We start from the raw sequence: 25,971 nt of genomic DNA, 5'->3' as shown, positions 1-25,971 counted from the left end.
CAGCCTTGCCACATTTGCAATCCGTGAAGCTCGGCTCAGGCCATCACTTGCGGTTTCTTGCGGCTCTGGGCGATGATCATGCCGACCAGAATGAGCGCCAGACCGGCAAGCCTCAGAAGCGGTTGCCCCTCCACGCCTTCAACCACATCCATGACCGCGCTCATGAACATCTGGCCGCCGATGATCAGCACCGCGGTATTGACCGCGCCGATCTTCGGAATGACCCAGGACCCGGCCGCCACGAAGATGACGCCGATGGGTCCGGCAAGGTAGCCGTAAAGCGGAACCTCGGAGACTGTCGGCGGAATAAGGCCGCCAATGACGACGGCAACCACGCTGACGGTGATGAAGCCGACGATGTGATTGTAAAACGAGGACATCATCGGCGAGGTCGAAACACTGAGGCGGCCATTGACCTGACGGCTGATGCCGACAAGCACGCCGGCGGTGACGGCAAAGATGATCGAGAAAATCATGCCTGCGCTCCCCCTGACATGATGACGAGAACGCTGCCCGCCAGAATGAAGATGACGGCCGACAGGTCTCTCAGATCAAGCCGTCTGGCGGGAAGGCCGAAAAGGCCCCACTGGTCGGCGGCGAGCGAAAAAAGCACCTGTCCGCCAAGCCCAAGCGCTATCGCGCCTGAAAGCGCCAGCGGCGAATTGACGGCAAGCGAGGCGGCGACAACGGTCGCAGCGCCGGAAACCCCGCCGAGATAGCCCCACCATGGCACGCTGATTTTTTCGGCTTTCGGGGTATTTTCTTCGCTTTCGCGTCTGCGGAAACGGAGGAAGACCAGGATGGCGATCGCGGCGACCGTGCCGCAGCCATGACCGGCCCAGGAGGCATACATGGGCGATCCGTAGAGTGCGACGGTCGCATTCAGATGAGTCATGACGGCCATGATGCAGCCGGCCGCGAAAGCGGCAAGGAAATAGATGAGCGAGGGACGGGCGACAGACGGCATGGAGGGGACTTTCAGGGAGGCGTTCTACTCTAAAGGCTGTAGCCGAGAACCGGACGCAAGAAAAGAAGGAAGGCGCAGGAATGCGGACGCTGCGTCAGGAAGTCGCCTTCGGCCTTCGCAAACATCAGGCACGCCATGACGCACACGCCCCCGATTGCCGCTTTTCTTTTGCGCTTGCCGGGCCTGCCTGTTAAGAAACGACCAGACCGCATATGATGGAGAAAGAAGACAAGCATGGCTGCCGAGACCGAAGCCCGCCGCGCGGAAGTCGCGCGCAAGACCAGGGAAACCGCGATTTCCGTTACCGTCAATGTCGACGGCACCGGTGACGCGCGGATTTCAACGGGAATCGGCTTTTTCGACCATATGCTCGACCAGCTTTCCCGCCATTCCCTGATCGACATGACGATCGAGGCGAAGGGCGATCTGCATATCGACGATCACCACACGGTGGAAGATGTCGGCATCGCCATCGGACAGGCGCTGGCAAAGGCGCTCGGCGACCGGGCGGGCGTGAACCGTTACGCCTCGATCGACCTTGCCATGGACGAGACCATGACCAAGGCCGCACTCGACCTTTCCGGCAGGCCTTATCTTGTCTGGAATGTCGCCTTCCCGTCTGAAAAGATCGGCACGTTCGACACCGAACTGGTGCGCGAATTCTTCCACGCCTTCGCCCAGAATGCCGGTATCACGCTGCATATCCTGAACCATTACGGCGCCAACAGCCACCATATCGCCGAAACCTGCTTCAAGGCCGTGGCCCGCGCATTGCGTGTCGCCGCCGAGATCGATCCGCGGCAAGAGGGCCGCGTGCCCTCCACCAAGGGCATGCTCGCCTGAGAGGAGGCAAGATGGTAAGCTATCTCGTCCTGATCTCGCCCGGCGACAGCGACCCGGCGAAGACCCGCTTCGTCTCCGACCGGTTTGCGTGGCTCGCCTTTCTGTTCGGTCCGTTCTGGCTTCTGGCAAACCGCGCCTGGCTTGCCGGTTTCCTCACGCTTGCGCTTTCCATCGTCTTCGGGGTTGCGGGTTACTTCGAAAGCCTGTCGCTTGCCTCAAGTGTGGCCTCACTGGCGCTCAACCTGCTGATCGGGTTCGAGGCGCGCGAATGGAAAGCGCTCGCCATGGAACGGCGCGGTTTCACGCTTGACGACGTGGTGGTCGCACCGGATATCGAAACAGCGGAAGCAATGTATTTCGCAGATCGCGCCGACCACCGGCCGGTTACCGATTTTGCCCCCGGCCTTGCCGGCAATCGCGGGTCGAGCCCCTCCGGCATCGGCCTGATGGACAGCTATTCAGCAAGATGACGACCATGAAAGTTGCGATTATCGATTACGGCTCGGGCAATCTGCGCTCGGCCACCAAGGCCTTTGAACGGGCCGCGCGCGAAAGCGGCACCGATGCCGAGATCATCCTGACCGACAAGGCGGAGATCGTGGCCGCCGCCGACCGGATCGTGCTGCCGGGCGTTGGCGCCTATGCCGATTGCCGGGCGGGCCTTGATGCCGTGCCGGGCATGGTCGAGGCCATCCGTGAAGTGGCCGAGGAAAAGGCCCGCCCCTTCCTCGGCATCTGCGTCGGCATGCAGCTGATGTCCGAACGCGGCCTTGAAAAGACCGTCTCGGAAGGCTTCGGCTGGATTGCCGGCGATGTCACCGAAATCACGCCCGCCGATCCCGAGCTGAAGATCCCGCAGATCGGATGGAACACGCTGACGCTCAACACGCCGCACCCTCTGTTCGATGGCATTGCGACGGGCGAGACCGGCTTGCACGCCTATTTCGTGCATTCCTACCACCTCGCCGCCAAACGGCCCGAACAGGTGATCGCCACCACCGATTACGGCGGCCCCGTCACCGCCTTCGTCGCCGAGGGCAACAAGGCCGGCAGCCAGTTCCACCCGGAAAAGAGCCAGACGCTCGGCCTGAAGCTGATCGCCAATTTTCTGACGTGGACGCCCTGAGCCTGCCCCTCCTGTATCGAAAGACTGAAGCCAGATGATCCTTTTCCCCGCCATCGACCTGAAAGACGGCCAGTGCGTGCGCCTCAAGCTCGGCGACATGGAGCAGGCGACGATCTATAATCCCGATCCCGCCGCTCAGGCCAAGGCCTTTGAAGACCAGGGCTTTACCCATCTGCATGTGGTGGACCTCAACGGCGCATTTGCCGGCGAAAGCGTCAACGGCGATGCCGTCGACGCAATCCTGAAGGCGACGAAAAATCCCGTACAGCTCGGCGGCGGCATCCGCTCGCTCGAACACATCGAAAACTGGCTGTCGAAGGGCCTTGCCCGCGTCATTCTCGGCACCGTGGCCGTGCGCGACCCGGAACTGGTCAAGGCCGCCTGCAAGGCGTTTCCCGGCAAGATCGCCGTCGGCATCGACGCACGCGGCGGCAAGGTCGCCGTCGAAGGCTGGGCCGAGGCCTCCGAGCTTGAGGTGGTCGAGCTTGCCAAGCGTTTCGAGGGTGCGGGCGTTGCCGCGATCATCTACACCGATATCGACCGCGACGGCGTTTTGTCCGGCATCAACTGGGATTCGACCCTTTCGCTCGCCGCTGCCGTCAACATCCCGGTCATCGCCTCGGGCGGTCTCGCCGCGATGGACGATATCGCCCGCATGACCAGGCCCGACGCCCAGATTCTCGAAGGTGCAATCTCCGGCCGCGCGCTTTATGATGGCCGCATCGATCCGGCCGAAGCGCTTCAGATGCTGAAAGGTCAATGAAACGAATCGGTTACAAGAATCGCCCTAATGCCTTGTTTTAAAGGTGTGAATCTTGAAATCAGGGGTGTTTCGCGCTATATATGGTTCAAGTGGATTGGGGTTTCTCGGTCGGCGTTAGGCTTCGGAGTATTCCGGGGCCTAAAGCTTTTTATGGCCCATAAATGGTTGAAATCGCCTTGGACACGCCTTTGGGCTTCCTGAGTTTCTGAAATTTCGGTTCGATGATTGCAAATGCCTTGTTGGGCTGAGCGGGACGGAGATATTTGAGCCCGGTGGGACGCGCAGTCAGATCGGCAATCTGCAGACCGGTCGAATTTGCTCTCTTGTCCCCGAACACGATATTGAACCCGGGAAATGTCTGACGATAGCTGTTTTGTCCGTCGGCAATCCTCCTGAACTCCAGTTCGAGATCAATGTCCTCTTTATTCCCTCTTTTCTCGAACACGAAGAAATAGCGTTTCTCTTGAATTTGCCTCTGCCTGAGAAACCGGAAAATCTCCTCGACAAGAAATCTCAATGCCAGGGAATAGGGGTTTTCCTGAAGCAGTTCCGACTTCAGTTCACGCTTGTCGATCACTACACTGAATATTCTGAACCGGGCAGCCTGGACCGCATGCGACATATCGGCGAGAAAAGCCGTGCGCGTATCAGCATTGGTCAGAATGGAAAACGGCCCGAACTGCTTTCGTATATCCCTTTCATGGAGTACGACCATGTCATGCCCGAAATGGCGGAACTTGATGGTTTGAAAGGCCGGGACAATTTTTCGGCAATAATCGGAAATTCGGAAGCCGCAGATATTCAGAACGAAAATTGGATACTCGGCGTCAACAGAGACCAGAGAGTGGTCTCCGCTCTCATCCGCATAGAATATGTACTCGCCATTTTCGATCATGGGCTCTATTAAGCTATTGCAATTTCGAAACTGCAAGAGGTTCTGTTTTGACTCTCAAAGCCCGTGTCATCCCCTGTCTCGACGTCAAGGACGGCCGTGTCGTCAAGGGTGTGAACTTTGTCGATCTGATCGATGCCGGCGATCCGGTGGAGGCCGCGCGCGCCTATGATGCAGCCGGCGCCGATGAGCTGTGCTTTCTCGATATCACCGCCACATCCGACAATCGCGAAACGATCTTCGACGTTGTCACCCGCACGGCGGAACATTGCTTCATGCCGCTGACAGTAGGCGGCGGGGTGCGCACGGTGGCCGATATCCGCAAGCTTCTGCTCTGCGGCGCCGACAAGGTGTCGATCAACTCAGCGGCGGTGAAGAACCCTGATTTCGTGGCGGAAGCCGCCGACAAGTTCGGCAATCAGTGCATCGTGGTTGCCATCGATGCCAAGCGGCGGGCCGAAGCCCCGAAGGATGGCGAAAGCGCCTGGGAAATCTACACCCATGGCGGCCGCCAGCCGACCGGGATCGACGCGGTCGAGTTCGCACGCAAGGTCGTTGCCCGGGGTGCCGGCGAAATCCTGCTGACCTCGATGGACCGCGACGGCACCAAGTCCGGTTTCGATCTGGAGCTGACGCGCGCAATCGCCGATGCCGTTTCGGTTCCCGTTATTGCCTCGGGCGGCGTCGGCAATCTCGATCACATGGTCGAGGGCATTCGCGACGGCCATGCAACGGCCGTGCTTGCCGCCTCGATCTTCCACTTTGGTACCTATTCCATCGGCGAGACAAAACAGTATATGGCTGATCACGGCATCGCCATGCGTCTCGACTGAGGCGGGGAGGGAAAAGCATGTCCGAATTCACACTCGCCGATCTTGAGGCGATCGTCGCCAGCCGTGCCACGGCCTCGCCGGAGGAAAGCTGGACGGCGAAACTCGTTTCCAAAGGCCAGCGCAAGGCCGCCAAGAAGCTGGGCGAAGAAGCGGTCGAGACCGTGATTGCCGCGATTGCCGAGGACCGCGAAAACCTGACCGGCGAGACCGCCGATCTTCTCTACCACCTGCTTGTGGTGCTGAAGATCGCCGATATTCCGCTTTCCGATGTCATGGATGAGCTGGCACGGCGCACCGGCCAGTCGGGCCTCGCCGAAAAGGCCGGGCGCGCGCCTTCATGATTCCTGAATTTCACGACACATTTCTCGAGGTGAATGCGGGCGAGGCGCTGGCCGACCCGGTCTCGCCCTATCGCTTCTTCTCGGCGGAAGAATGGTCGCGCTTTCGTGCCGACACGCCGCTGACGCTGACGGCGGAAGAAGTGCGCAAGCTGCGTTCGCTCAACGACCCGATCGAGCTGGAGGAGGTGCGCCGCATCTACCTCTCGCTGTCACGGCTCCTGTCCACCCATGTGGAAAGCTCGCAGATGCTGTTTCGCCAGCGCAGCCGGTTCTTGAGCTTCGGCGAGCAGGACAGCAAGACGCCTTTCATCATCGGCGTTGCCGGCCCGGTCGCCGTCGGCAAATCCACCACCGCGCGCCTGCTGAAACAATTGCTCGCCCGCTGGCCCTCAAGCCCCAAGGTCGATCTCGTCACCTCCGACGGCTTTCTGTTTCCCAATGCGGTTCTGGAGATGGAAGGGCTGATGCGCCGCAAGGGCTTTCCCGAAAGCTTCGACACGGCGGCAATTCTCAGGTTTCTCTCCGCGATCAAGGCCGGCATGCCGAATGTGAAGGCGCCGCTTTATTCGCATCTGAGCTACGATGTGATGCCGGACAATTTCACCACCGTCGACCGGCCCGATATCCTGATCTTCGAGGGCATCAACGTGCTGCAGGCCCGCAGCCTGCCCGCCGGCGGGCGCATGGTGCCGATGGTCTCGGATTTCTTCGACTTCTCGATCTATATCGACGCCAATATCTCGCTGATCCACCACTGGTATATCGAGCGCTTCAAAAAACTGCGCAACACCGCCTTCCAGGATCCGGCCTCCTATTTCCACCGCTATGCGCAGCTTTCGGAAAAGGACGCGCTGTCGACGGCGGAGGATTTGTGGAACAATATCAACCTCAAAAACCTCGAGGACAATATCCTCCCCACCCGCCCCCGCGCCGACCTGATCCTGCGCAAGGGCCAGGACCATCTGGTGGAAACGGTGGCGCTGAGGAAATTGTGAGGGGGGAAGCCGGAATGTGGGACAGAGCCTCTTTGAGGGCTGCGCCTGCTGGTCAAGGCCCATCCCTTTTGCGTCACCCTCGGGCTTGACCCGAGGGTCCAATCACCTCTGTCACGAGAAGCGTCAATGGTCTTTGCGGCGCGTATCGCAATGGCTGAAGGTCACAGCCAGTGCCAGCCTTGCGGAAAGAGCCTGGATCCTCGGGTCAAGCCCGAGGATGACGCTACAGAGATGGAGAACTTACCCGCCGCAGCGTCAGATTGATCCGTCCGCCGTTCTTCAAAAGCGTCGAGGTGCCGGGATAGGTGCGGGTCACGCCATGATAGGCAAGCCGGCTTTTGCCGGCAAGCAGCACGATATCGCCGCTTGCCAGTTTAAGCGACACGGCCTTGTCCTTTCGGTCCGTGCCGCCGACACGGAAAAGGCAGGTATCGCCGAGCGAGATCGAGAGCACGGGGGCTGAAAAATCGGCCTCGTCGCTGTCCTGATGCATGCCCATTTTCGCCGTATCGTCATAGAAATTGATCAGGCAGGCTTCCGGCGGTTCGCGATAACCGGCAAGGTCGCGCCAGAGTGCCGTCAGCCGTTCGGGCATTTGCGGCCACGGCCTGCCGGTAACCGGATGGGTCGCCTGATAGCGGTAGCCGCGTTCCTTGTCAGTAACCCAGCCGAGCGGGCCGCAATTGGTCATGCGCACGGACATCGGCTTTCCCGTGCGCGGCATGGCCGGCACGTAAAGCGGGGCATCCGCCACCACGGCGCGGATGTCTTCGACCAGCGCCGCCTGTGCAGCGCGGTCGAGATAGTCCGGCAGATAGCGAAAGCCCTCGGGCAGGCCGGGTTTGTCAGCGCTCATGACTCACTCGTCCGACGCGGGCTTGCCGCGCATTTTCTTGATGGTCGACCGGCCGGCCTTTGCCTTCAGCCGCCGCTCGATCGAGCCGCGCGTCGGCTTTGTCTTGCGTCTTTTCGGCGGTGGCGGGGCGGCAGCGGCCAGGATCAGTTCCTTCAGCCGCTCGCGCGCCGCCTCGCGATTGCGCTCCTGGCTGCGGTGGGCATTGGCCTCGATCATCAGGACGCCCTCCTTGGAGACCTTGCGGCCACCAAGGCGCATCGCATTGCGCTTCACCCGTTCCGGCAGGGAGGGCGAGGCGGCAAGGGGAAAGAACAGTTGAACGCCGGTCGCCACCTTGTTGACATTCTGCCCGCCGGGCCCGCCGGACAGCACGAACTGCTCGGTCAGCTCCCAGCCGAGAATGGTGATACGGTCGTTGATGATGAGGTCACGCGATGCCATGGCTGGCGTTATCTCATGCCGCCCCCTGCCCTTCAAGGCCGCAGCGGTTCCTGCCGCGTTCATCACATTTTGCATGTCTTGCCATTATGAATTATGTTTATCAAACTTTTCTTGTGTTGAGTGAGAACAAATTCATCGAGGAATTTTCCATGTTTTTCAATGGGGTATGGAATGTTTGGGGCACTAAAAAACTGGTGGGAACGGTGGAAGCATGACGCGGCGATCGATCGCCTTGTAATTAAATATAAAAGGTTGGGCGTAGCCGATCCCTACGCGGCAGCATTCCGTGAAATCTCCATGCTAATCCAGCTTGAAGAGTTCCGCGACTACGCCACAGAGGCCTACCTAACGAAAGGAACCAACGTCAACACAGCGAAGAAAGAGTGGCTAGAAGAAAACGGACCAATTATTTCCGCCGTTTTTGACCGAGAACAATCAGGGGCCATTCACGCTGCTATTTGGGATATGCCGGTCAACAAAGCGCTTAACGAGACGGCTTTTAAAAAGTGGGAGGAGGATACAGATGCGCTGATGATCCACTCCAAACCAAGTAAATATTATAAACGCGTTATCGACAGGCTCTAATTGTTCTAAGAAGCGTTCGTATATTGATGATGTGAAATTCTTCACACTCTCTCATGCCGCCCCTGCCCTTCAAGGTCACACGCTTGACGTCGACGGAAAACGGGCCTACTGAGCCGTTACGGCAAGGGACGCCGGCCGCCCGCGGGTTTTTGAGAAACCCATGGTGAAGTTCCCCTTGAACCGATGAGCGATGTTTTGAAAACCTTGCGCATTCGCGGTTTTGGCAATGCGGGCACCGAAACACCTGACAGGCGAATGCGAAGGAAAGACTTCGCCATGCCCCATTTATCCAATGCACCCCTGCCATCGCTTGAGGCCGTCAAGGATCAGGCCAAACGCCTGCGTGCCCATCTTGACCGCGAAGGTGAGGCAATCACCCATTCGCGCGCGCTGGAACTGATTGCCGCGCAATACGGCTTTCGGGACTGGAACACGCTGCACGCCAGGATCGGCAACCGCCCGCCGCTTAATCCGTGGCTGCTCGGTTCGCGCGTTTCGGGAACCTATCTCGGCCACGCCTTCAACGCCGAAATCATTTCGGTGAAGGCGTTTTCAAACAAGCCGGGGCATTATCGCCTGACGCTGAAATTCGATGACGCCGTCGATGTCGTGACCTTCGACAGTTTTTCGGCCTTCAGGCGGCGGATCAACTGCACGGTTGACGAAACCGGCCGGTCGCCCGCGAAAACCTCCGACGGCAGGCCGCATGTGGAACTTGCGTGGTAGAGCCCGCCATTCCCCACGCGAAAAAACGGAAATGCCCGGCGCCAGACGGCAACCGGGCATTTCACACGCTCCTCCTGCGTATGGTTTTCAGGCCGCGGCCATCATCTTCGGCGATGCCGCCTTCACGCCGGCGTCCACATGGGCTTCAAACTTGGCGAAATTGTTGACGAACATGTCCACCAGTCTTGCCGCCTGCGCGTCATAGGCGGCGGGGTCGCTCCAGGTGCCGCGCGGGTTCAGGATGGCCGCGTCGACGCCTGGAATTTCGACCGGCACCTCGAAACCGAAATTCGGGTCCGTCCGGAATGTTGCGCCGGAAAGCCTGCCGGCCAGTGCCTCGGCCAGCATGGCGCGGGTCTGGCGGATCGGCATGCGGCTGCCCGTGCCATAGGCGCCGCCGGTCCAGCCGGTATTGACCAGCCAGCACTGAACCCCGTGCTTTGCGATCAGCGATTTCAGCAGATTGCCGTATTCGGCCGGATGACGCGGCATGAAGGGCGCGCCGAAGCAGGTCGAAAACGTCGCCTCGGGCTCGGTCACGCCCTTTTCCGTGCCTGCCACCTTGGCGGTGTAGCCGGACAGGAAGTGGTACATCGCCTGATCCGGCGTCAGTTTGGCGATCGGCGGCAGCACGCCGAAGGCATCGGCCGTCAGCATGATGATCGTCTTCGGGTGCGGCGCAAGCCCGGTGCGCGAGGCGTTGGGAATATAATCCAGCGGATAGGCGCACCGGGTGTTTTCCGTCAGCGACCCGTCATCGAAATCCGGCACCCGGTTCTCGTCGAGCACGACGTTTTCCAGAACCGTGCCGAAACGCTTGGTGGTGGCGTAGATTTCCGGCTCGGCTTCGGCCGAAAGCCGGATGGTCTTGGCGTAGCAGCCGCCCTCGAAATTGAACAGGCCGTTTTCGCCCCAGCCATGCTCGTCGTCGCCGATCAGCGTGCGCGAGGGATCGGCGGAAAGCGTGGTCTTGCCGGTGCCCGAAAGGCCGAAGAACACCGCCGCGTCATCCGCCGCGCCGACATTGGCCGAGCAGTGCATCGGCATCACGCCGCGGGTGGGCAGAAGATAGTTGAGCGCGGTGAACACCGACTTCTTCATTTCACCCGCATAGGATGTACCGCCGATCAGTACCAGACCGTTTTCAAGATCGCAGGCAATCACCGTTTCCGTGCGGCAGCCATAGCGCTTGGGATCCGCCACGAAGGTGGGCAGGTTGATGATGGTGAGCTTCGCCTCGAACGCTTCGAGATTGTCGCGCTCGGGACGGATCAGCAGGTTGCGGATGAACTGGGCATGCCAGGCATATTCGGTGATCACCCGTGTGGGCAGGCGATTTTCGGCGTCGGCGCCGCCGATCAGATCCTGCACGAACAGCTCCTTGCCGCGCGCATGATCCAGCATGTCGGCCTTCAACAGTTCGAAATGCTCCGGCGACATCGGCTTGTTGTTATCCCACCAGATATGATCTCTGGTGCTGTCGTCGCAAACGATGAACTTGTCCTTGGCAGAACGCCCCGTGTGCTGGCCGGTGAGCGCGCGCAGCGCACCGTCTGCCGTCAGGACCGCTTCGCTGCGGCGAAGCGATTCCTCGCACAGTTCCGGCGGCATCAGATTGTAGTAGATGCCCGCCAGATCCTTCAGACCCGTATTTTCAACCGGAAAACGACGATTGTAGATTCCATGCTCCACCATGCGAAATGCCTCTCCAAACAAAATCTAATTTTTTAAAAACATATTAAATTTGTTCGCATCCGACAACAGGAAATCTGACAAAATATAATAATATCATGCATTTAATCGATTAAAGAAAATTGGCATTTTGCATGTTTTCCGGATTCTGAAGGATTCTCAGGCTGTTAACCGGATCGGGCAGCGGCACTTGAAATTCGATTTGATTCAATTGAACGCCCGCTTTGGTTGATCTTGCCACAATTTGTTCCAGTTTTTTTCCAACAAATGCTAGAAATCGCGAGACGGAGAACAATCTTGCCGTCCAAAGACCATAAAACTGCAGTCAGGGAGCCCCAAATGCAGACAATCGCGCTCGTGGATGACGACCGGAACATTCTGACCTCGGTGTCGATTGCGCTGGAATCCGAAGGTTATCGTGTCGATACCTATACCGATGGCGCCACGGCGCTGACCGGGCTGCAGGCCAACCCGCCGCAGCTGGCCATCTTCGACATCAAGATGCCGCGCATGGACGGGATGGAGCTTTTGCGCCGCCTGCGCCAGAAATCGGATATTCCGGTGATCTTCCTGACCTCGAAGGACGAGGAAATCGATGAACTCTTCGGCCTGAAGATGGGCGCCGACGATTTCATCACCAAGCCGTTTTCCCAGCGGCTTCTGGTGGAGCGTGTGCGCGCCGTGCTGCGCCGCGTTGCCGCCCGCGAGGCCGCCATTGCCGGCGGCGGCAAGCCCGCCGAGGGCGAGGCCAACCGGCCGCTGGAACGCGGCCCCCTGGTGATGGACCGCGAACGCCACACCTGCACCTGGAAGGGCGACCCGGTGACGCTGACAGTCACGGAATTCCTGATCCTGCATTCGCTGGCCCAGCGCCCCGGCGTGGTCAAGAGCCGCGATGCGCTGATGGACGCAGCCTATGACGATCAGGTCTATGTCGACGACCGCACGATCGACAGCCACATCAAGCGCCTGCGCAAGAAATTCAAGCTGGTTGACACTGATTTCGATATGATCGAAACCCTTTACGGCGTCGGCTATCGTTTCCGCGAAGCGGCCTGACGAGGGGCCGTGGCGCCGGAAGCGTGATGCGTGCGACCACACTCAGAACGCATTCGCGGGCTTCATAGAGGCTTGGACAGCCACCGCAGGCAGGGCGAAGATTGACGAACACCAGCGATAAAGCCGAGAGCAGGAAGCCGGGCCGGCGCTGGCGCAAGCCGTTTGCGGTGATGCGCTGGGTTCTGGCGTCGACGGTGTTTTCCAGCCTCAACTGGCGTATCCTGTTCTTCAATCTTCTGGCGCTGTTCTTTCTCGTCGGCGGGATTCTCTATCTCAACCAGTTCCGCGAAGGGCTGATCGATGCCCGCGTTGAAAGCCTTCTGACCCAGGGCGAAATCATCGCTGGCGCGATTGCCTCGTCGGCCTCGGTCGAAACCGATACGATGACGATCGACCCGCAGAAGCTTCTGGAACTGCAGGCCGGCGAAAGCGCGCGGCCCACCTCCAGCGACGAGGATCTGCGTTTTCCCCTCAACCCGGAAAAGGTCGCGCCGATCCTGCGGCGGCTGATTTCGCCGACCCGTACACGTGCCCGGATCTACGATCCCGATGCCAATCTGATCCTCGATTCACGCTATCTCTATTCGCGCGGACAGGTGCTGCGCTACGACCTTCCGGACACCGCGCAGACGACGACGGAAAGCATTTCCGACAGGCTCGGCAATCTGATGAACCGGTTCCTGCAGCCGGGCAACCTGCCGCGCTATGAAGAGGCTCCCGGCGGCGATGGCTCGATCTATCCTGAAGTCACCAAGGCGCTCGATGCCCAGCGCTCGGCCGTCGTCCGGGTGACCGACAAGGGCCGGCTGATCGTCTCCGTGGCGGTTCCGATCCAGCGTTTTCGCGCCGTGCTCGGCGTTTTGCTGCTGTCCACCCAGGCCGGTGACATCGACAAGATCGTCCACGCCGAACGGATCGCGATCATCCGCGTCTTCGGCGTCACGGCGCTGGTCACCATGATCCTGTCCTTCATGCTGTCGTCGACGATCGCAAGCCCGCTGCGCCGCCTGTCGGAAGCCGCTGTCCGGGTGCGCCGCGGCGGCCCGCGCGAACGCGAGGAAATCCCGGATTTCTCCGCCCGTCAGGATGAGATCGGACACCTTTCCACAACGCTGAGGGAAATGACCACGGCGCTTTACGACCGGATCGACGCGATCGACAGCTTCGCCGCCGATGTTGCCCATGAGCTGAAAAACCCGCTGACCTCGCTTCGAAGCGCGGTCGAGACCCTGCCTCTTGCCAAGACGAAAGAGTCCAAGGCCCGCCTGACCGAGATCATCCAGCATGACGTGCGCCGTCTCGACCGACTGATCAGCGATATTTCCGATGCCTCCCGCCTTGATGCCGAACTGGCGCGCGAAGATGCCAAGCGTTTTGACGCCGAAGTCCTGCTCAAGGACCTGATCACCATTTCGCGCGAGACCGGGCGACGCCACAAGCCGGTCGAGATCGGCTTTTCCATCAGCCCCGAAAACCACAGCAAGGGCGCTTTCGAGACATTCGGCCACGACCTCAGGATCGGCCAGATCGTCACCAATCTGATCGAAAACGCCCGTTCCTTCGTGCCGGAAACCGGCGGCCGCATCGATGTCACGCTGGCGCGTGCGCGCAACCAGATCATTATCACCGTCGACGACAACGGACCCGGTATCCGCCCGGATGCGGTGGAGCGTATTTTCGAGCGCTTCTACACCGACCGCCCGGACGGCGAGGCCTTCGGACAGAATTCCGGCCTCGGCCTTTCCATTTCCCGCCAGATCGCCGAAGCCCATGGCGGCACGCTGACGGCGGAAAACATCATCGATCCGGACAGTGCCCCGGATAGCGATGCCGGCGGCGACCCCGATGACACCAACATCAAGGGCGCCCGCTTCACCCTCACCCTGCCGGCCGCTGGCGGCAAGGCGCAATGACGGCGCTGCAGAACGCCAACCGGCATGCGACTGCCATCGTCCTCGGCTCCACCGGTATCCTAATTTGCGGGCCATCCGGCGCAGGCAAGAGCGAGCTGGCGCTTGCCCTTCTGCACGCCGCCCACCGGGACGGGCTTTTTTCCGCGCTCATCTCGGATGATCAGGTGCTGATATCGTCGGCCGGCGGGCGGGTGATTGCCGCCACGCCGCCTGCGATTGCCGGGCTGATCGAAATCCGCGGTTCCGGTCTTGCGTCTGTTGAGCATCTCGACTGTGCCGTCATGGACTTTGCGCTCACCCCGGTATCCGCCGAAAACGCCGTCCGGCTGCCGCCGTTTGACAGCCGGTTCGACCTCGGCGCAGGCATCTTCCTGCCGCAGGCTTTCCTGCGCTGGCCCGCGCCCGACCCGCTTTCAAAGCTTCTGGCCTTGTGCCCCGGCCTTGAGACCGGACGCCCGGCACGGCTTTCGCCGGCCGGAAAAGATCCGTAAAACCCGTCGTCACCTAGTTGCCGGCTTGTGGTCGCCTTGCATCATCGCCATCCGCCCGTCTGTTTTCATGTGGTATTTTAGCCGTTTTGGCTTGCACTTCGCGCCCGCTTCGACAAGATGCGAAAGAAGGCGGACAAGGTTGATTGTTGTGTAAGGAGCAGGGTGAAGATGATCGGACTGGTGCTTGTGACCCATGGCGGCCTGGCGGACGAGTTCCGGCTGGCGGTTGAGCATGTCGTCGGGCCACAGGACGCCATCGAGACCGTTTCCATCGGCCCGGAAGACGACATGGACCGGCGCCGCGACGACATTCTCAACGCCGTCGGCAATGTCGACAGCGGCAATGGGGTGATCATCCTGACCGACATGTTTGGCGGCACGCCCTCCAATCTGGCCATTTCGGTGATGAACAACGGTACGATCGAGGTGATTGCCGGCGTCAACCTGCCGATGCTGATCAAACTCGTGGCGGTGCGTGCCGATAATGACATGGCCAAGGCGCTTGCCGAGGCGGAAGATGCCGGACGACGCTACATCAATGTCGCAAGCCGCGTCCTCAGCGGGAAATAACAGCATCGATGGAAGAACCGGTCTCGCGTGAACTCACGATCGTCAATCGCAGGGGGCTCCACGCCCGCGCCTCCGCCAAATTCGTGCAGACGGTCGAACAATTCAGTGCATCCGTCAGCGTTGCCAAGGACGGGATGACGGTTGGCGGCACCTCGATCATGGGGCTGATGATGCTGGCTGCCAGCATTGACAGCACGATCATCGTTTCAGCGGCAGGCCCCGATGCACAGGCCGCGCTCGATGCCATCGAGGCGCTTGTGGCCAACCGCTTCGGCGAGGAACACTAGAGTAGAGCCCTTCAGGTTTATATGGAAGCGTTCTGCGGCAAGGAATTTGCGCCAGGACCAAGGGCTTTGGCGCAGGGCATAGCCGAAGCTATGTCCAAGCCGAAGACCGCCGGTAATGGCGCAAATTCATGCCGCCCTTCAGGGTTTGCCGAAACCGGCCCTCCACTTTGTCGAAACCCTTCGCCATAGCTATGGCTATGCCGCGCGGGCTTCTTCGCGTGGAATGACCGGTTTGGGCAAACAGAACTGTTTCCATATAAACCTGAAGGGCTCTGGGCCGTTTCAGCCGGACGGAAACCAGCTCGTGTCAATGCGAGTATGGTGGTCGACGAAATCGCAGAGCCGGACCAGTTCGTCTTCCTTCAGCACTTCGACCGTACCGTTTTCACGCCGGATCAGCCCGTCCTTCTGCAGCGCCGTGAAGGAGCGGCTGACATAGACATTGGTGAGCCCCAGAACGTCGGAAATCTCCGTCTGGTTAAGCGGCAGCCGAAAGGTGGTGGTCATCATCTTGTTGGCGATCCGCAGGCGGGCCATCAGATCAAGCAGGAAATAGGCGATCCGCTCGCGCGCGTTCATCCGGCCGTTGGCCCGCAGAAAGTCGGTGAGGACCACCTGATTGCGCACTGCAAGTGCAAACAGAAGGGCCGCAAGCTGCGGCGCGCTGGTGAACACCTCGTCCAGATCCTTCTTCGGGAACGGACAGAGCAGAACATCCTCCGCCGCCCGCAAAACCGTGGTGCGTTCATTGAACGCGATATCGGGAAAGCCGATGATATCGCCCGGATGATGGATTTCGACAATCTGCCGCCTGCCGTCCTTCATGTCGGCATAGCTGTAGAGCCAGCCATGCCGGACCACATAGAGATTGGCGTTGCGCTCACCGACCTGGTGAATTTCAACACCCTTCTGATACGCCCGCTCTTCGCGCTCGAGACGCGCGATATTGTCCAGCGAACACGGGCTGAGCGTCGCATAATGCGACAGTTTCTGCGTCAAACAGCTGTCCTGGCTCATCGTCCCCAACCTCCCAAAATGCGGCAAGACGCCCTAAGAGATTCAAATCCCGGCAAAAATGGCGTGCCGGGGCCACCGCCGCAACGGAAAACTGACCGGTTTTGTGCAGCAGGTGACTTTATTTAACAAAATCGTCCGATTTCAAACCAGTTTAATGCAGGCACAGGCCAAACAGGTCAGATACGGGGTTACCACGAGGAGACCCTTCATGTCCGAAGCCCGCCCAAAGCGGCGGAAGGGGACGCATCAAGTGTCCTCCGCCATAGCCATTATCGATCCATTCTGCCTGACGCCCTCAACCACAAAAGCACTCGACACCGAACAGGTCGGCGGTACCGAAGCCGTTGTCCTCAGGGTTGTGCAGGCGCTCAGTGACAGTTTTCATTTCCATTTCTACCAGAATGGCCGGCTTGACATGGACCGCGACGACTGCGGTCTCTACCGGCCGCTCGATACCGTCAGTGCGGCAAATCTCGCCGGCGTCAACAGCATCATTGTCATCAATTCCTGGAAAACCGCGCTGAAGGCGCGCAAGCTCAACGCCAACTGCCCGGTATATCTCTGGTCACACGCCCATCCCGGCCGCCACAACCGCCGCATGGGCGAAGCGTTGGCCGACGCGGGTATCGAGATCATCTGCGCCTCGCGCGCCCATGCAGACCATGTCACCCGCTTTCTTGTTCCGGAAAACCGCCGCCTACCGAAAATCGGCTGGATCTATTCGCCGGTCGAAGATGATCTTGTGGCCGACAATACCCCGCGCGACCACGACCGGCTGCTGTTTCCCGGCATGCCGCTGAGGGGAATTTCCGAAATTCTGGCAACATTCAACGCCGTCAGACAGGACCGGCCAACGCTTCAGCTCGATATTGCCGAACCTGCCGGTCCGGTCTGGTCGGGCAGCTTCCCACCGGCCGGCGTGAACTTTCTCGGGCGGCTTTCCAGAAGCGCGATGATTAACCGGATGCGCCGCTCGCTCTGCGTTTTCTACCCGCAAACCCGCCACGACGACCCGTTCAACATGCTGCTTGCCGAAGCCAATGCCGTGGGCACGCCTGTCATCGCCCAAAAGGGGCTCGGCGCCAATGATGAAATTGCCGGAACAGCCGGGCAGACGCTGGATACCAATGACCTGAAGGCCGTCGGCGAACGGCTCGACATGTGGCGCCTTGCACAGCCGGCAATCGACGTGCCGCCCGCCTTGCGGATGACGGCCGTGGCCGCCGCATGGCATGAAAAGCTCGGGGAAAGAACGCTCGGCAGGCCGAATCCGCCAGGTGTGGTGCCGCACGGCCTTTCATCCCGACCAGCGGCAGCGCCGGAAAAATAACCGGCAGTCCGTTGTCCCCGGCTCGGTAATTTGCCGCAGTTTCTTCTTCAAATGCAAAAACGCCACGCACCGGTCACGATGCGTGGCGTTTTGCTGTGGTTCCGCCCGCCTCAGCCGACGTGACGCAGATCCTCGGGCAGGAGAGCCGACGGCATGCTCTGATAGCAGACCGGGCGCAGGAAGCGACGGATTGCCATGGTGCCCACCGATGTGGCGCCGAAATTGGTCGAGGCGGGATAGGGTCCGCCATGGACCATGGCATCGGCCACCGCAACGCCGGTGGCAAAGCCGTTAGCCAGCAAGCGGCCGGCCTTGCGCTCCAGCATCGGCACCAGGCTACGGGCAAATTCGGTGTCGTCGTCGTCCATATGCAGCGTGCAGGTAAGTTGCCCCTCCATCCGTTCGGCAATAGCGCGCATTTCCTGCGCATTGGCCGCCATCACCACGATGCCGAGCGGGCCGAAAACCTCATGCGCCAGCGCCGGATTGGCGAGAAAATCCTTGCCGCTGACGGTAAACAGCGCCGGTGCGCCCTCGCGTCCCTCGCAGGCGGCCTGCACCAGCGTCTTGACGCCGTCTGTTCCCGCAATCTCCGTGCGTCCCTGACGGAAAGCATCGGCAATGCCCTCGGTCAGCATCACCGACGGGCCGACCTCGCCAAGCGCCTTTGCGGCCGCTTCGGCAAAACGGTCGGATTCCGGCCCCGCCAGCGTGATTGCGATGCCGGGATTGGTGCAGAACTGGCCGACACCCATGGTGAGCGAACCGGCCCAGCCCTTGGCAATATCTTCACCGCGGTTTGCCAGAGCATCGGGCAGCAGGAAATTCGGATTGACCGAGCCAAGCTCGCCGAAGAACGGAATCGGCTCGTCGCGCTGGGCGCACAGGTCGAACAGCGCCCGGCCACCGGCAAGCGATCCGGTAAAGCCGACCGCCCTGATCAGCGGATGGGTGACAAGGGCCGAACCGGCCTCGCGGGATGCGCCCTGCAAGAGCGAGAACACGCCCGGATGAATGCCGCATTTTTCCGCAGCCGCGGCAATCGCTTCGCCCACGATCTCGGCCGTGCCGGGATGGGCGGGGTGCCCCTTGACGACAACCGGGCAGCCGGCGGCAAGCGCGGACGCCGTATCGCCGCCGGCGGTCGAAAACGCCAGCGGGAAATTCGACGCGCCGAAAACGGCAACCGGACCGATCGGCCGCTGTACCATTTTCAGGTCCGGGCTGGGCGGCGTCGCATCCGCATTGGCGGGATCATGCCGGCGATCAAGATAGTCCCCATCGAGAATATGGCGTGCAAACAGGCGCAGCTGACCGGTGGTGCGCCCGCGCTCGCCCTCGAGACGCCCGGCGGGCAGGCCGCTTTCGGCCGAACCGATTTCGGTGATGTCGCTTCCGCGCTTTTCGATCTCGTCGGCGATCTTGTTCAAAAACGCCGCACGCTCCTGCCGGGTCGAATAGCCGTAGGTCCAGAACGCCGCCTCGGCGGATTTGACGGCCTGATCGATCCGCTTTTCATTGGCTTCGCAGAATTCAAGCGGCGCGCCGCTGGCGGGGCGGGATGTAAAGGTAACATCCGTCGCCAGCCATTCGCCACCGATCAGATGTTTGCCATGCGGTTCAAAAGTCATAGTGAATTCTCCTCGGGAGTTATTCTTCAATACCCGGACAATGCCGGTTCAAATGAGATCGCGTTCGGAAAGATTTGTCATCAGCGCGCGCACGCCGAATGTCCAGGGCGCGCATTCCGTCGAAAGCCGGACGGTGTTTTCAAGGCAGCCGAGACCGGGCGCGGAAATCGCCACCCTGTCGCCCGGCTTGTGGGTAAAGCCTTCGCCCGGCAGATCGCGGTCCTCGGTCGGGGCGAACAGCGTGCCGAGATAGAGCATGAAGCCATCGGGATACTGGTGATGCCGGCCAATGGTCTGGCGGACCAGGGTTTCGGGATCGCGGCTGATTTCCGCCATCGATGAATGCCCCGTCATCGTGTAGCCGTCTTCTCCCTCGACTGTCAGGGTCAGTTCGGCGCGGCGGACATCGTCCAGCGTGAACTCGCCATCGAAGAGCCTGATCATCGGGCCGATCGAGGCGGATGCATTATTGTCCTTCGCCTTGCCGAGCAGCAGCGCCGAACGCCCCTCGATATCGCGAAGATTGACGTCATTGCCAAGCGTTGCGCCGACAATTCTGCCGGCAGACGACACGGCGAGAACCACCTCCGGCTCTGGATTGTTCCAGTGCGATGCCGGGTGCAGGCCGACCTCGGCGCCGGGCCCGACGGCCGAAAGCGCCTGCGCCTTGGAAAACACCTCCGCATCCGGGCCGATACCGACCTCGAGATACTGGCTCCACAGCCCTTCGCCGATCAGCGCCTGTTTGGCGGCCTCGGCTGCCCTGGACCCTGCTTCTATGTTTTTCAGGCTGTCGCCGATGGCCGCGCCGATGCGCGCACGAATGGCTTCGGCCTTGCCGGGGTCGCCCGCTGCCTTTTCCTCAATCACCCGTTCGACCATCGAGCGGGCAAAGGTAACGCCGCAGGCCTTGACGGGTTGAAGGTCCGAGGGGCACAGAAAGTGGATACGGCTCTCATCGCCGGGCGCGGCTTCGGCGATTTCCTCCAGCATGCCAAGCCGGAAACCGGGCGCCTCGATCACATAACCCGCCGGATCGTCCATTTCGCAGATGTCGCGCACAAGCGGCGCAACCTCGGACGTGATGTCATAAACCGCGCCGCCGCGCAGGGTTACGACGGCCGGCCCTTTTGCCTCGGGCAGAAAAACGCGTCCGAGCCAGACGCCGTTTTCATCATCAATGATTGCCATGCCCAAATTCCCCCGTGTCCGGCGCGATGAACGCCGTTTCCGTCCCGGACCCAACGTCTGTTCACACTTAAGCGACAATCAGACGGGTTTCCAGTCTCCGGCGAAATTCGTTGAGGAAAGGCAATCGGCCGGACCGTTCTGGCCCGGCCGAAAGATTTTCCGGCACCGCCGGTCAGTCGCGGCTCAGACGACCTTGAGCCTGGTCAGGTGTTTTTCGATCTGGGCGACCGGCTGGTTGGCCAGTTCCTTCTGGATTTCGGTGCGCGCCGTGTCTTTGGTCTGCTGCGTGAAATACGGACGCAGGACACCGATCGCAGACGGCGGCGCGATCAGCACATAATCCTCGATCGTCTTTTCATAGACCAGCGCGTTGAGGCGTTCGGCCACACCCTTGAGAAAGTCCTGCTCGGCCTGTTCATGCCAGTCGGTCTCTTCCATGGCGCTGCGACCGTCGCCGACCGAGGAATGCGAACGGCCGGGCCGGTCTGTTCCGATCTCGCGCGATGACGCGTTATTCTGGGCAAAACGCTCGGCCACGCGCAGCTTCAGTTGCTCGACATCACCGATGTTTTCCATGAACATCGCCTGCGCACCATCGCACACGATCACCCAGGATTTCGACGGAACTTTAAACATGGCCATAAGCCAACCTCCTTTGTAAATGCCGATAACATGCCTGAACAGCAACCGATCAGACGGAAACGTTGTTCCTCAAAAAGATGGCATAATTTGCGTTTTGTCATTTTTACCCGCACGGTCCTCTGCCATGCGTCGGGTTGAAAGGCGGAACAGGTCGTGGATATTCTTCGGCAATGCGCCGCGCGGTGTTGCAAATCTGGTCTATGCTATCGTCAGATCGCATGACGCGCCCTATGTGAAGGGCAGGCTGTCCCGGCGCGCGGCCGAGCAGATCAAGGAGGACCCCGGCTCGGACGCGATATTGCCCGGACTGATCGAACAGGCGATGCTTGACCTGTTCGATGACTTTTTCGCACTCGCACCGTCTGTGGAGGTTGAGGTCGCAGGCGATCATTCAGGGGTCCGCAAGGACCCGCAAGAGAGGGACACATCATGAAACGACTTGCTACATTGACCGGCGCGCTCGCGATCACCGCCTTCGCGTTTGCCGGAACCGCCGCGGCCGATCCGGTCGTGGTTTCCTCCAAGATCGACACGGAGGGCGGCGTTCTCGGCAACATCATCATTCAGGCGCTTCAGGCCAACGACATTCCGACCGAAAACAAGATCCAGCTCGGCGGGACACCGATCGTGCGTCAGGCAATCACGCAGGGCCAGATCGATATCTATCCGGAATATACCGGCAATGCCGCCTTCTTCTTCAACAAGACCGACCTGCCGGTCTGGAACAAGCCCGAAGCCGGCTATGAAGAGGCCAAAAAGCTCGATTATGATGCCAACAAGATCGTCTGGCTGACCCCGGCGGAGGCCAACAACACCTGGGCGATTGCGCTGCGCAAGGATGTCGCCGAGCCGAACAATCTGTCGACCATGAGCGAGTTCGGCGCCTATGTCGCCGATGGCGGCACGGTAAAACTTGCCGCATCCTCCGAATTCGTCACCTCGCCGGCAGCCCTTCCCGCCTTTGAGAAAGCCTATGATTTCGACCTGGCCTCCGGCCAGCTGATCCAGCTTTCCGGCGGCGACACGGCGGCCACCATTGCCGCCGCCGCCAAGCAGACCTCCGGCGCCAATGCCGCCATGGTCTACGGCACGGACGGCGGCATCGCCCCTTCGGGCCTGACGGTGATGAAGGACGACAAGGGCGTTCAGCCGGTCTACCTTCCCACCCCGATCATCCGCGAAGTGCGGCTCGAGGAATATCCGCAGATTGCCGATATCCTGAAACCGATCTTCGAGGGTCTGACGCTTGAAACCCTGCAGAACCTCAACGGCCGCGTTCAGGTCGGCGGCGAACCGGCCGATGCGGTTGCCAAGGATTATCTGAGTTCGAACGGGTTTGTGCAGTAAGGCGTGAAGTCTTGAGGACGGGCTGCAAACGCGACTTTTCTTGTCACCTTCAGAACCCGTCTTCACGCGGCGTCATCCTCGGGTTTGACCCGAGGATCCAGGCACATCGCTCCACGACAGGCGTAGGCGATTGCTTTTTTGTCGTGGGCCGCTCGGTGCAAAGTTCCGCCGGCTCCGCTCGCGCCATGAGTGATTGGATGCTCGGGTCAAGCCCGAGCATGACGCAGCAGGTGGAGCGAGCGGGAGCGAAAGACTCCAAGGCTGCAACATCGCATCAATACGTCGCATTCCACCCCCGCCCTCGCGGGATAACCAACCGACGGCCGAAAGGCATGGCATGACAGCCATCAGCGAATACCGAAAGCAGGGCCGGGTCGCCGGAAGGTTCGACAAGCTCGGCGTCATCGTCACGGCGATTGCGCTGCTGGCGCTCTTTCTTCAGCCGTTTGCGCTTTTCCGCGCAAACCGCATCGTTGCCGCAGACAATGTGATGGTCTGGTCGGCGATGCCGCTTTGGCAGGCCGTCGCCCTCGTTGTTGCCATGCTGGCCGCCATCGCCGTCATCCTGTTCAGGACACCGGTCAATCTCCGGCTTGTCGTGTCCATTGCCGCCATCGCCGTTCTGGCGCTGATGGTCGGACGGGCCGGCTATTATCTGATGCCGGCGGACAATCCCTATGCCCGCGTCTCGCCGGGTGCGAGCTTCTGGATCCTGCTGTTTGCCTTTTCCATCGCCATGGCCGACGCCATCGTGCGCAAGGCGCTGCCGCCGATGGTGCGGATCGGTTTTCTGCTGGTTGCGGCAGCGGCCATCGGGCTTCTGCTGTGGTCGGGAGCATGGAACGATCTCTCGATCCTGAAGGAATACAATAACCGCGCCGATGCCTTCTGGCGCGAAGGCCGCACCCATGTGGAACTGGCTTTCGGTTCGCTGGCCGCCGCTGCCGCCGCCGGTATTCCCATCGGAATCCTGTGCTTTCGCGTGCCCAGGGTGCGCGCCACCATATTGAACAGCCTGAATGTGCTGCAGACGATCCCGTCAATCGCGCTGTTCGGCCTTTTGATCGCGCCGCTGGCCTGGGTCGGCCGCAATGTGCCGGGGGCAGCCGAACTCGGCATTGCCGGCATCGGTTTTGCCCCGGCCATCGTCGCCCTGTTTGCCTATTCGCTGCTGCCGGTTGTCTCCAACACGGTTGCCGGTCTCGACAGTGTTCCGCGCGATGCGCGCGAGGCCGCCCGCGGCATGGGCATGACCGGCCGGCAACAGCTGTTTCAGGTGGAATTGCCGCTCGCCTTTCCCGTCATCCTCACCGGCATCCGCATCGTGCTGGTGCAGAATATCGGCCTTGCCGTGATTGCCGGGCTGATCGGCGGCGGGGGTTATGGCACGTTCGTTTTTCAGGGCATTACCCAGACCGCGACCGACCTGGTGCTTTTGGGCGCGTTGCCTGTTGTCGGCATGGCCTTCGCCGCGGCCATCATTCTCGATGCGCTTGTTGAAATCAGCCAGGGCAGCGCCAGAAAAGGAAGCCGGAGATGATCGAGATCGAGGGTATCACCAAGGTCTATGACGGCTACAGCGCTGTCGACAATGTCTCGCTCACCGTCGAGCGCGGCGAGCTTGCGGCGATTGTCGGCACCTCCGGTTCCGGCAAGACCACGCTGATGCGGATGATCAACCGGCTTGTGGAACCGACCGCCGGCACAGTCCGCATCGACGGGCGCGACAACCGCGAACTGCCGGATTACGAACTCAGGCGCGGCATCGGCTATGCCATTCAGGGCCACGGCCTGTTTCCGCACCGCACGGTGGCCGAAAACATCGCCACCGTGCCAAAACTTCTCGGCTGGGACAGGAAAAGGCGCGATGCCCGCGTCGATGAACTGCTCGAGCTGTTTCGCATGGAGCCGTCAGCCTTTCGCGACCGCATGCCGCATGAACTGTCCGGCGGCCAGCAGCAGCGCATCGGCGTGGCCCGGGCGCTGGCGGCAGAACCGGCGGTGCTGTTGATGGACGAACCCTTCGGCGCGCTCGACCCGATCATCCGCGCCAAGGCCCAGGAAGACCTGCTCGACATTCAGCGCCGGTTTTCCACCACGGTCGTGCTGGTCACCCATGACATGGACGAGGCCATTCTGCTCGGCCACAGGATCGCCGTCATGCATGAGGGCAGGCTCGAGCAATATGCCCGCGCCGCCGAGATCATCACCGATCCGGCAAGCGATTTCGTCAATGAGCTGCTCGGCACCGGTGACAAGGCATTCCGCATGCTGTCGCTCGAGGCCTGCGAAAACCTTCTCGAGGACGGACCGGCAGACGGCGAACCGATCCCGGCGGCAGCAAGCCTGAAGGACGCGCTCGCCGCCACCTTGTGGTCCGGCCGCAACGCGCTTCCCGTCGAGCGCGACGGCCGGGTGATCGGCCGGGTCACCCGCGATGCGCTGATCCGCCGTGCCGCAGGACCGTCACCATGAAAGCCCCGGTCCTCATCCGTCTGGCGCTTCTTGCGCTGCTGATCGCCTTCATCGTCTTTCCGGAAGCCTTCGCCCCGGTATTCCGGCCGTTCACGCAAAATGGCGCGCCTGCGATCTATACCCAGACCAGCCTGTTGTCGCTGACACTCAGCCACCTCGCCATTGTCGGCGTGGCAACCGTTGCGGCAACGCTGTTCTCCGTCAGCCTTGCCATTATCGTGACCCGGCCCTTCGGTGAGGAATTCCTGCCGCTGTCGCGTTCGATCGCCAATATCGGCCAGACCTTTCCGCCCGTCGCCGTGCTGGCGCTGGCCGTGCCGATGTTCGGTTTCGGCCCGATCCCGACGCTGATTGCGCTGTTTCTCTATGGCCTGCTGCCGATCTTCGAGAATGCACTGACGGGGCTGACCAACCTGCCGGGCAATGTGTCCGAGGCCGCGCGCGGGGTCGGCATGACCGGGTTGCAGCGTCTCACCCAGGTCGAGTTTCCGCTGGCATTCCCCGTCATTCTGGCCGGCATCCGCCTTTCAGTGGTAATTTCGCTGGCGACGGCGACCATCGGCTCGACAGTCGCGGCCAAGACGCTTGGCGAGGTCATCATCGCCGGTCTGTTGTCGAACAACACCGCTTTCGTTCTGCAGGGCGGGCTTGTGGTCGGTGTGCTGGCGCTTCTGATTTACGACACGTTCGTGATGTTCGAACGGGCAATCGCGCGGCGCACCGGCCGTACTTAGAGCCCTTCAGTTTTATACGGAAACAGTTCTGTTTGCCCAAACCGGTCATTCCACGCGAAGAAGCCCGCGCGGCATAGCCATAGCTATGTCGAAGGGCTTCGACAAAGTGGAGGGCCGGTTTCGGCAAACCCTGAAGGGCGGCATGAATTTACGCCATTACCGGCGGTCTTCGGCTTGGACATAGCTTCGGCTATGCCCTGCGCCAAAGCCCTTGGTCTTGGCGC

30 protein-coding genes are annotated in these 25,971 nt (G+C 60.8%); 20 read left to right on the top strand and 10 right to left on the bottom strand.

From position 1 onward, the window contains the following. Positions 1-35: 35 nt before the first annotated feature. The gene (locus tag ABID12_RS00665) at positions 36-476 is read right to left on the bottom strand and encodes a DMT family transporter (protein ID WP_106309125.1); all 441 of its coding nucleotides are present in this window, start codon (positions 474-476) and stop codon (positions 36-38) included. Continuing rightward, positions 473-967 carry a DMT family transporter gene (locus ABID12_RS00660; protein ID WP_354432689.1) on the bottom strand — a complete coding sequence of 165 codons (495 nt, stop codon included), beginning with the start codon at positions 965-967 and terminating at the stop codon, positions 473-475. The genes ABID12_RS00665 and ABID12_RS00660 overlap by 4 nt, the downstream gene beginning before the upstream one ends. A 234-nt stretch (positions 968-1,201) precedes the next feature. Here ABID12_RS00660 and hisB point away from each other — a divergent pair, with 234 nt between their 5' ends. Genes hisB through hisA form a run of 4 tightly spaced genes read left to right on the top strand, consistent with a single transcriptional unit; the run spans position 1,202 to position 3,699 of the window. After that, entirely contained in the window at positions 1,202-1,810 is a 609-nt protein-coding gene (gene hisB / locus ABID12_RS00655) for an imidazoleglycerol-phosphate dehydratase HisB (RefSeq protein WP_106309130.1), read from the top strand. Positions 1,811-1,821: 11 nt separating this feature from the next. Beyond that, positions 1,822-2,280, top strand: a complete 459-nt coding sequence (locus ABID12_RS00650; protein WP_354432688.1) for a DUF2628 domain-containing protein — start codon at positions 1,822-1,824, stop codon at positions 2,278-2,280. Between the two features lie 5 nt (positions 2,281-2,285). Continuing rightward, positions 2,286-2,936 carry an imidazole glycerol phosphate synthase subunit HisH gene (hisH, locus tag ABID12_RS00645; protein ID WP_354432687.1) on the top strand — a complete coding sequence of 217 codons (651 nt, stop codon included), beginning with the start codon at positions 2,286-2,288 and terminating at the stop codon, positions 2,934-2,936. A gap of 34 nt (positions 2,937-2,970) precedes the next feature. Beyond that, positions 2,971-3,699, top strand: coding sequence for a 1-(5-phosphoribosyl)-5-[(5-phosphoribosylamino)methylideneamino]imidazole-4-carboxamide isomerase (gene hisA / locus ABID12_RS00640; RefSeq protein ID WP_354432686.1), 729 nt, complete (start codon positions 2,971-2,973; stop codon positions 3,697-3,699). A gap of 148 nt (positions 3,700-3,847) precedes the next feature. Here hisA and ABID12_RS00635 read toward each other — a convergent pair whose 3' ends face one another. Then, positions 3,848-4,594 (bottom strand): DUF3800 domain-containing protein, encoded by a 747-nt coding sequence (locus ABID12_RS00635; RefSeq protein ID WP_354432685.1) that lies wholly within the window; start codon positions 4,592-4,594, stop codon positions 3,848-3,850. Positions 4,595-4,641: 47 nt separating this feature from the next. On the opposite strand from ABID12_RS00635, the gene hisF reads away from it, so the two are divergent. From hisF to coaA, 3 genes are read left to right on the top strand one after another with little or no spacing between them, the layout of a single operon-like run. Next, positions 4,642-5,424 (top strand): imidazole glycerol phosphate synthase subunit HisF, encoded by a 783-nt coding sequence (gene hisF / locus ABID12_RS00630; RefSeq protein ID WP_354432684.1) that lies wholly within the window; start codon positions 4,642-4,644, stop codon positions 5,422-5,424. A gap of 17 nt (positions 5,425-5,441) precedes the next feature. Beyond that, entirely contained in the window at positions 5,442-5,765 is a 324-nt protein-coding gene (locus tag ABID12_RS00625) for a phosphoribosyl-ATP diphosphatase (RefSeq protein WP_354432683.1), read from the top strand. After that, positions 5,762-6,760: a type I pantothenate kinase gene (gene coaA / locus ABID12_RS00620; RefSeq protein ID WP_354432682.1), complete on the top strand. Its 999-nt coding sequence runs from the start codon at positions 5,762-5,764 to the stop codon at positions 6,758-6,760. The genes ABID12_RS00625 and coaA overlap by 4 nt, the downstream gene beginning before the upstream one ends. Before the next feature lie 223 nt (positions 6,761-6,983). On the opposite strand, the gene ABID12_RS00615 is transcribed toward coaA, so the two are convergent. Beyond that, positions 6,984-7,616, bottom strand: a complete 633-nt coding sequence (locus tag ABID12_RS00615) for an alpha-ketoglutarate-dependent dioxygenase AlkB family protein (RefSeq protein WP_354432681.1) — start codon at positions 7,614-7,616, stop codon at positions 6,984-6,986. Between the two features lie 3 nt (positions 7,617-7,619). Further along, the gene (gene arfB, locus ABID12_RS00610) at positions 7,620-8,057 is read right to left on the bottom strand and encodes an alternative ribosome rescue aminoacyl-tRNA hydrolase ArfB (protein WP_354432680.1); all 438 of its coding nucleotides are present in this window, start codon (positions 8,055-8,057) and stop codon (positions 7,620-7,622) included. A gap of 171 nt (positions 8,058-8,228) precedes the next feature. Here arfB and ABID12_RS00605 point away from each other — a divergent pair, with 171 nt between their 5' ends. Together ABID12_RS00605 and ABID12_RS00600 are read left to right on the top strand one after the other, a co-directional pair. Continuing rightward, on the top strand, positions 8,229-8,642 hold the full coding sequence (locus ABID12_RS00605) for a hypothetical protein (protein WP_354432679.1): 414 nt from the start codon (positions 8,229-8,231) through the stop codon (positions 8,640-8,642). 276 nt (positions 8,643-8,918) lie between these two features. Beyond that, positions 8,919-9,368 carry a glyoxalase superfamily protein gene (locus ABID12_RS00600; RefSeq protein ID WP_354432678.1) on the top strand — a complete coding sequence of 150 codons (450 nt, stop codon included), beginning with the start codon at positions 8,919-8,921 and terminating at the stop codon, positions 9,366-9,368. An 87-nt stretch (positions 9,369-9,455) separates the two neighbouring features. On the opposite strand, the gene ABID12_RS00595 is transcribed toward ABID12_RS00600, so the two are convergent. Continuing rightward, a complete protein-coding gene (locus ABID12_RS00595) occupies positions 9,456-11,063 on the bottom strand; it encodes a phosphoenolpyruvate carboxykinase (protein ID WP_354432677.1) in 1,608 nt (535 codons plus the stop codon). A 336-nt stretch (positions 11,064-11,399) separates the two neighbouring features. Here ABID12_RS00595 and ABID12_RS00590 point away from each other — a divergent pair, with 336 nt between their 5' ends. From ABID12_RS00590 to ABID12_RS00570, 5 genes are all read left to right on the top strand, one after another. After that, positions 11,400-12,119: a response regulator transcription factor gene (locus tag ABID12_RS00590; protein ID WP_106309155.1), complete on the top strand. Its 720-nt coding sequence runs from the start codon at positions 11,400-11,402 to the stop codon at positions 12,117-12,119. Positions 12,120-12,289: 170 nt separating this feature from the next. After that, positions 12,290-14,032 carry a sensor histidine kinase gene (locus ABID12_RS00585; RefSeq protein ID WP_354432947.1) on the top strand — a complete coding sequence of 581 codons (1,743 nt, stop codon included), beginning with the start codon at positions 12,290-12,292 and terminating at the stop codon, positions 14,030-14,032. After that, complete coding sequence (locus tag ABID12_RS00580; RefSeq protein WP_354432676.1) at positions 14,029-14,523, top strand: HPr kinase/phosphorylase; 495 nt, start codon at positions 14,029-14,031, stop codon at positions 14,521-14,523. The genes ABID12_RS00585 and ABID12_RS00580 overlap by 4 nt, the downstream gene beginning before the upstream one ends. A 168-nt stretch (positions 14,524-14,691) precedes the next feature. Further along, positions 14,692-15,093 (top strand): PTS sugar transporter subunit IIA, encoded by a 402-nt coding sequence (locus ABID12_RS00575; RefSeq protein WP_106309163.1) that lies wholly within the window; start codon positions 14,692-14,694, stop codon positions 15,091-15,093. 8 nt (positions 15,094-15,101) lie between these two features. Beyond that, positions 15,102-15,380: an HPr family phosphocarrier protein gene (locus tag ABID12_RS00570; protein ID WP_106309166.1), complete on the top strand. Its 279-nt coding sequence runs from the start codon at positions 15,102-15,104 to the stop codon at positions 15,378-15,380. A 282-nt stretch (positions 15,381-15,662) separates the two neighbouring features. Here the strand turns inward: ABID12_RS00570 and ABID12_RS00565 are convergent, their stop codons facing one another. Then, a complete protein-coding gene (locus ABID12_RS00565; protein WP_354432675.1) occupies positions 15,663-16,379 on the bottom strand; it encodes a Crp/Fnr family transcriptional regulator in 717 nt (238 codons plus the stop codon). A 268-nt stretch (positions 16,380-16,647) separates the two neighbouring features. Between ABID12_RS00565 and ABID12_RS00560 the strand changes: the two genes are divergently transcribed. Next, the gene (locus ABID12_RS00560) at positions 16,648-17,727 is read left to right on the top strand and encodes a glycosyltransferase (protein ID WP_354432674.1); all 1,080 of its coding nucleotides are present in this window, start codon (positions 16,648-16,650) and stop codon (positions 17,725-17,727) included. Positions 17,728-17,837: 110 nt separating this feature from the next. On the opposite strand, the gene ABID12_RS00555 is transcribed toward ABID12_RS00560, so the two are convergent. The 3 genes from ABID12_RS00555 to ABID12_RS00545 all read right to left on the bottom strand — a co-directional run bounded on the left by ABID12_RS00555 (position 17,838) and on the right by ABID12_RS00545 (position 21,191). Next, the gene (locus ABID12_RS00555; protein WP_354432673.1) at positions 17,838-19,358 is read right to left on the bottom strand and encodes an aldehyde dehydrogenase (NADP(+)); all 1,521 of its coding nucleotides are present in this window, start codon (positions 19,356-19,358) and stop codon (positions 17,838-17,840) included. A gap of 48 nt (positions 19,359-19,406) precedes the next feature. Continuing rightward, positions 19,407-20,549 (bottom strand): fumarylacetoacetate hydrolase family protein, encoded by a 1,143-nt coding sequence (locus ABID12_RS00550; RefSeq protein ID WP_354432672.1) that lies wholly within the window; start codon positions 20,547-20,549, stop codon positions 19,407-19,409. A gap of 183 nt (positions 20,550-20,732) precedes the next feature. Next, entirely contained in the window at positions 20,733-21,191 is a 459-nt protein-coding gene (locus tag ABID12_RS00545) for a host attachment family protein (protein WP_354432671.1), read from the bottom strand. 124 nt (positions 21,192-21,315) lie between these two features. Between ABID12_RS00545 and ABID12_RS00540 the strand changes: the two genes are divergently transcribed. The 5 genes from ABID12_RS00540 (at position 21,316) to ABID12_RS00520 (ending at position 25,747) form a co-directional block, all read left to right on the top strand. Further along, a complete protein-coding gene (locus ABID12_RS00540; protein WP_354432670.1) occupies positions 21,316-21,624 on the top strand; it encodes a hypothetical protein in 309 nt (102 codons plus the stop codon). Beyond that, positions 21,621-22,538 (top strand): glycine betaine ABC transporter substrate-binding protein OsmF, encoded by a 918-nt coding sequence (gene osmF / locus ABID12_RS00535; protein WP_354432669.1) that lies wholly within the window; start codon positions 21,621-21,623, stop codon positions 22,536-22,538. The genes ABID12_RS00540 and osmF overlap by 4 nt, the downstream gene beginning before the upstream one ends. A 337-nt stretch (positions 22,539-22,875) precedes the next feature. Further along, positions 22,876-24,078: an ABC transporter permease gene (locus tag ABID12_RS00530; protein WP_354432668.1), complete on the top strand. Its 1,203-nt coding sequence runs from the start codon at positions 22,876-22,878 to the stop codon at positions 24,076-24,078. Then, positions 24,075-25,013 (top strand): ABC transporter ATP-binding protein, encoded by a 939-nt coding sequence (locus ABID12_RS00525; protein WP_354432667.1) that lies wholly within the window; start codon positions 24,075-24,077, stop codon positions 25,011-25,013. The genes ABID12_RS00530 and ABID12_RS00525 overlap by 4 nt, the downstream gene beginning before the upstream one ends. Continuing rightward, the gene (locus ABID12_RS00520) at positions 25,010-25,747 is read left to right on the top strand and encodes an ABC transporter permease (RefSeq protein WP_106309185.1); all 738 of its coding nucleotides are present in this window, start codon (positions 25,010-25,012) and stop codon (positions 25,745-25,747) included. The genes ABID12_RS00525 and ABID12_RS00520 overlap by 4 nt, the downstream gene beginning before the upstream one ends. Positions 25,748-25,971: the final 224 nt, after the last annotated feature.

Origin of the sequence: Martelella mangrovi, from assembly GCF_040545495.1 — a bacterium.
Taxonomy (GTDB): Bacteria; Pseudomonadota; Alphaproteobacteria; order Rhizobiales; family Rhizobiaceae; genus Martelella; species Martelella mangrovi.
This window is presented reverse-complemented; position numbering and strand designations above follow the sequence as displayed.

Excerpts from the sequence above, each read along its gene's own strand:
- ABID12_RS00665 (WP_106309125.1), bottom strand. The coding sequence starts at position 476 with ATGATTTTCTCGATCATCTTTGCCGTCACCGCCGGCGTGCTTGTCGGC.
- ABID12_RS00660 (WP_354432689.1), bottom strand. The coding sequence starts at position 967 with ATGCCGTCTGTCGCCCGTCCCTCGCTCATCTATTTCCTTGCCGCTTTC.
- hisB (WP_106309130.1), top strand. The coding sequence starts at position 1,202 with ATGGCTGCCGAGACCGAAGCCCGCCGCGCGGAAGTCGCGCGCAAGACC.
- ABID12_RS00650 (WP_354432688.1), top strand. The coding sequence starts at position 1,822 with ATGGTAAGCTATCTCGTCCTGATCTCGCCCGGCGACAGCGACCCGGCG.
- hisH (WP_354432687.1), top strand. The coding sequence starts at position 2,286 with ATGAAAGTTGCGATTATCGATTACGGCTCGGGCAATCTGCGCTCGGCC.
- hisA (WP_354432686.1), top strand. The coding sequence starts at position 2,971 with ATGATCCTTTTCCCCGCCATCGACCTGAAAGACGGCCAGTGCGTGCGC.
- ABID12_RS00635 (WP_354432685.1), bottom strand. The coding sequence starts at position 4,594 with ATGATCGAAAATGGCGAGTACATATTCTATGCGGATGAGAGCGGAGAC.
- ABID12_RS00625 (WP_354432683.1), top strand. The coding sequence starts at position 5,442 with ATGTCCGAATTCACACTCGCCGATCTTGAGGCGATCGTCGCCAGCCGT.
- coaA (WP_354432682.1), top strand. The coding sequence starts at position 5,762 with ATGATTCCTGAATTTCACGACACATTTCTCGAGGTGAATGCGGGCGAG.
- ABID12_RS00615 (WP_354432681.1), bottom strand. The coding sequence starts at position 7,616 with ATGAGCGCTGACAAACCCGGCCTGCCCGAGGGCTTTCGCTATCTGCCG.
- arfB (WP_354432680.1), bottom strand. The coding sequence starts at position 8,057 with ATGGCATCGCGTGACCTCATCATCAACGACCGTATCACCATTCTCGGC.
- ABID12_RS00605 (WP_354432679.1), top strand. The coding sequence starts at position 8,229 with ATGTTTGGGGCACTAAAAAACTGGTGGGAACGGTGGAAGCATGACGCG.
- ABID12_RS00600 (WP_354432678.1), top strand. The coding sequence starts at position 8,919 with ATGCCCCATTTATCCAATGCACCCCTGCCATCGCTTGAGGCCGTCAAG.
- ABID12_RS00595 (WP_354432677.1), bottom strand. The coding sequence starts at position 11,063 with ATGGTGGAGCATGGAATCTACAATCGTCGTTTTCCGGTTGAAAATACG.
- ABID12_RS00590 (WP_106309155.1), top strand. The coding sequence starts at position 11,400 with ATGCAGACAATCGCGCTCGTGGATGACGACCGGAACATTCTGACCTCG.
- ABID12_RS00585 (WP_354432947.1), top strand. The coding sequence starts at position 12,290 with ATGCGCTGGGTTCTGGCGTCGACGGTGTTTTCCAGCCTCAACTGGCGT.
- ABID12_RS00580 (WP_354432676.1), top strand. The coding sequence starts at position 14,029 with ATGACGGCGCTGCAGAACGCCAACCGGCATGCGACTGCCATCGTCCTC.
- ABID12_RS00575 (WP_106309163.1), top strand. The coding sequence starts at position 14,692 with ATGATCGGACTGGTGCTTGTGACCCATGGCGGCCTGGCGGACGAGTTC.
- ABID12_RS00570 (WP_106309166.1), top strand. The coding sequence starts at position 15,102 with ATGGAAGAACCGGTCTCGCGTGAACTCACGATCGTCAATCGCAGGGGG.
- ABID12_RS00555 (WP_354432673.1), bottom strand. The coding sequence starts at position 19,358 with ATGACTTTTGAACCGCATGGCAAACATCTGATCGGTGGCGAATGGCTG.
- ABID12_RS00550 (WP_354432672.1), bottom strand. The coding sequence starts at position 20,549 with ATGGCAATCATTGATGATGAAAACGGCGTCTGGCTCGGACGCGTTTTT.
- ABID12_RS00545 (WP_354432671.1), bottom strand. The coding sequence starts at position 21,191 with ATGGCCATGTTTAAAGTTCCGTCGAAATCCTGGGTGATCGTGTGCGAT.
- ABID12_RS00540 (WP_354432670.1), top strand. The coding sequence starts at position 21,316 with ATGCGTCGGGTTGAAAGGCGGAACAGGTCGTGGATATTCTTCGGCAAT.
- osmF (WP_354432669.1), top strand. The coding sequence starts at position 21,621 with ATGAAACGACTTGCTACATTGACCGGCGCGCTCGCGATCACCGCCTTC.
- ABID12_RS00530 (WP_354432668.1), top strand. The coding sequence starts at position 22,876 with ATGACAGCCATCAGCGAATACCGAAAGCAGGGCCGGGTCGCCGGAAGG.
- ABID12_RS00525 (WP_354432667.1), top strand. The coding sequence starts at position 24,075 with ATGATCGAGATCGAGGGTATCACCAAGGTCTATGACGGCTACAGCGCT.
- ABID12_RS00520 (WP_106309185.1), top strand. The coding sequence starts at position 25,010 with ATGAAAGCCCCGGTCCTCATCCGTCTGGCGCTTCTTGCGCTGCTGATC.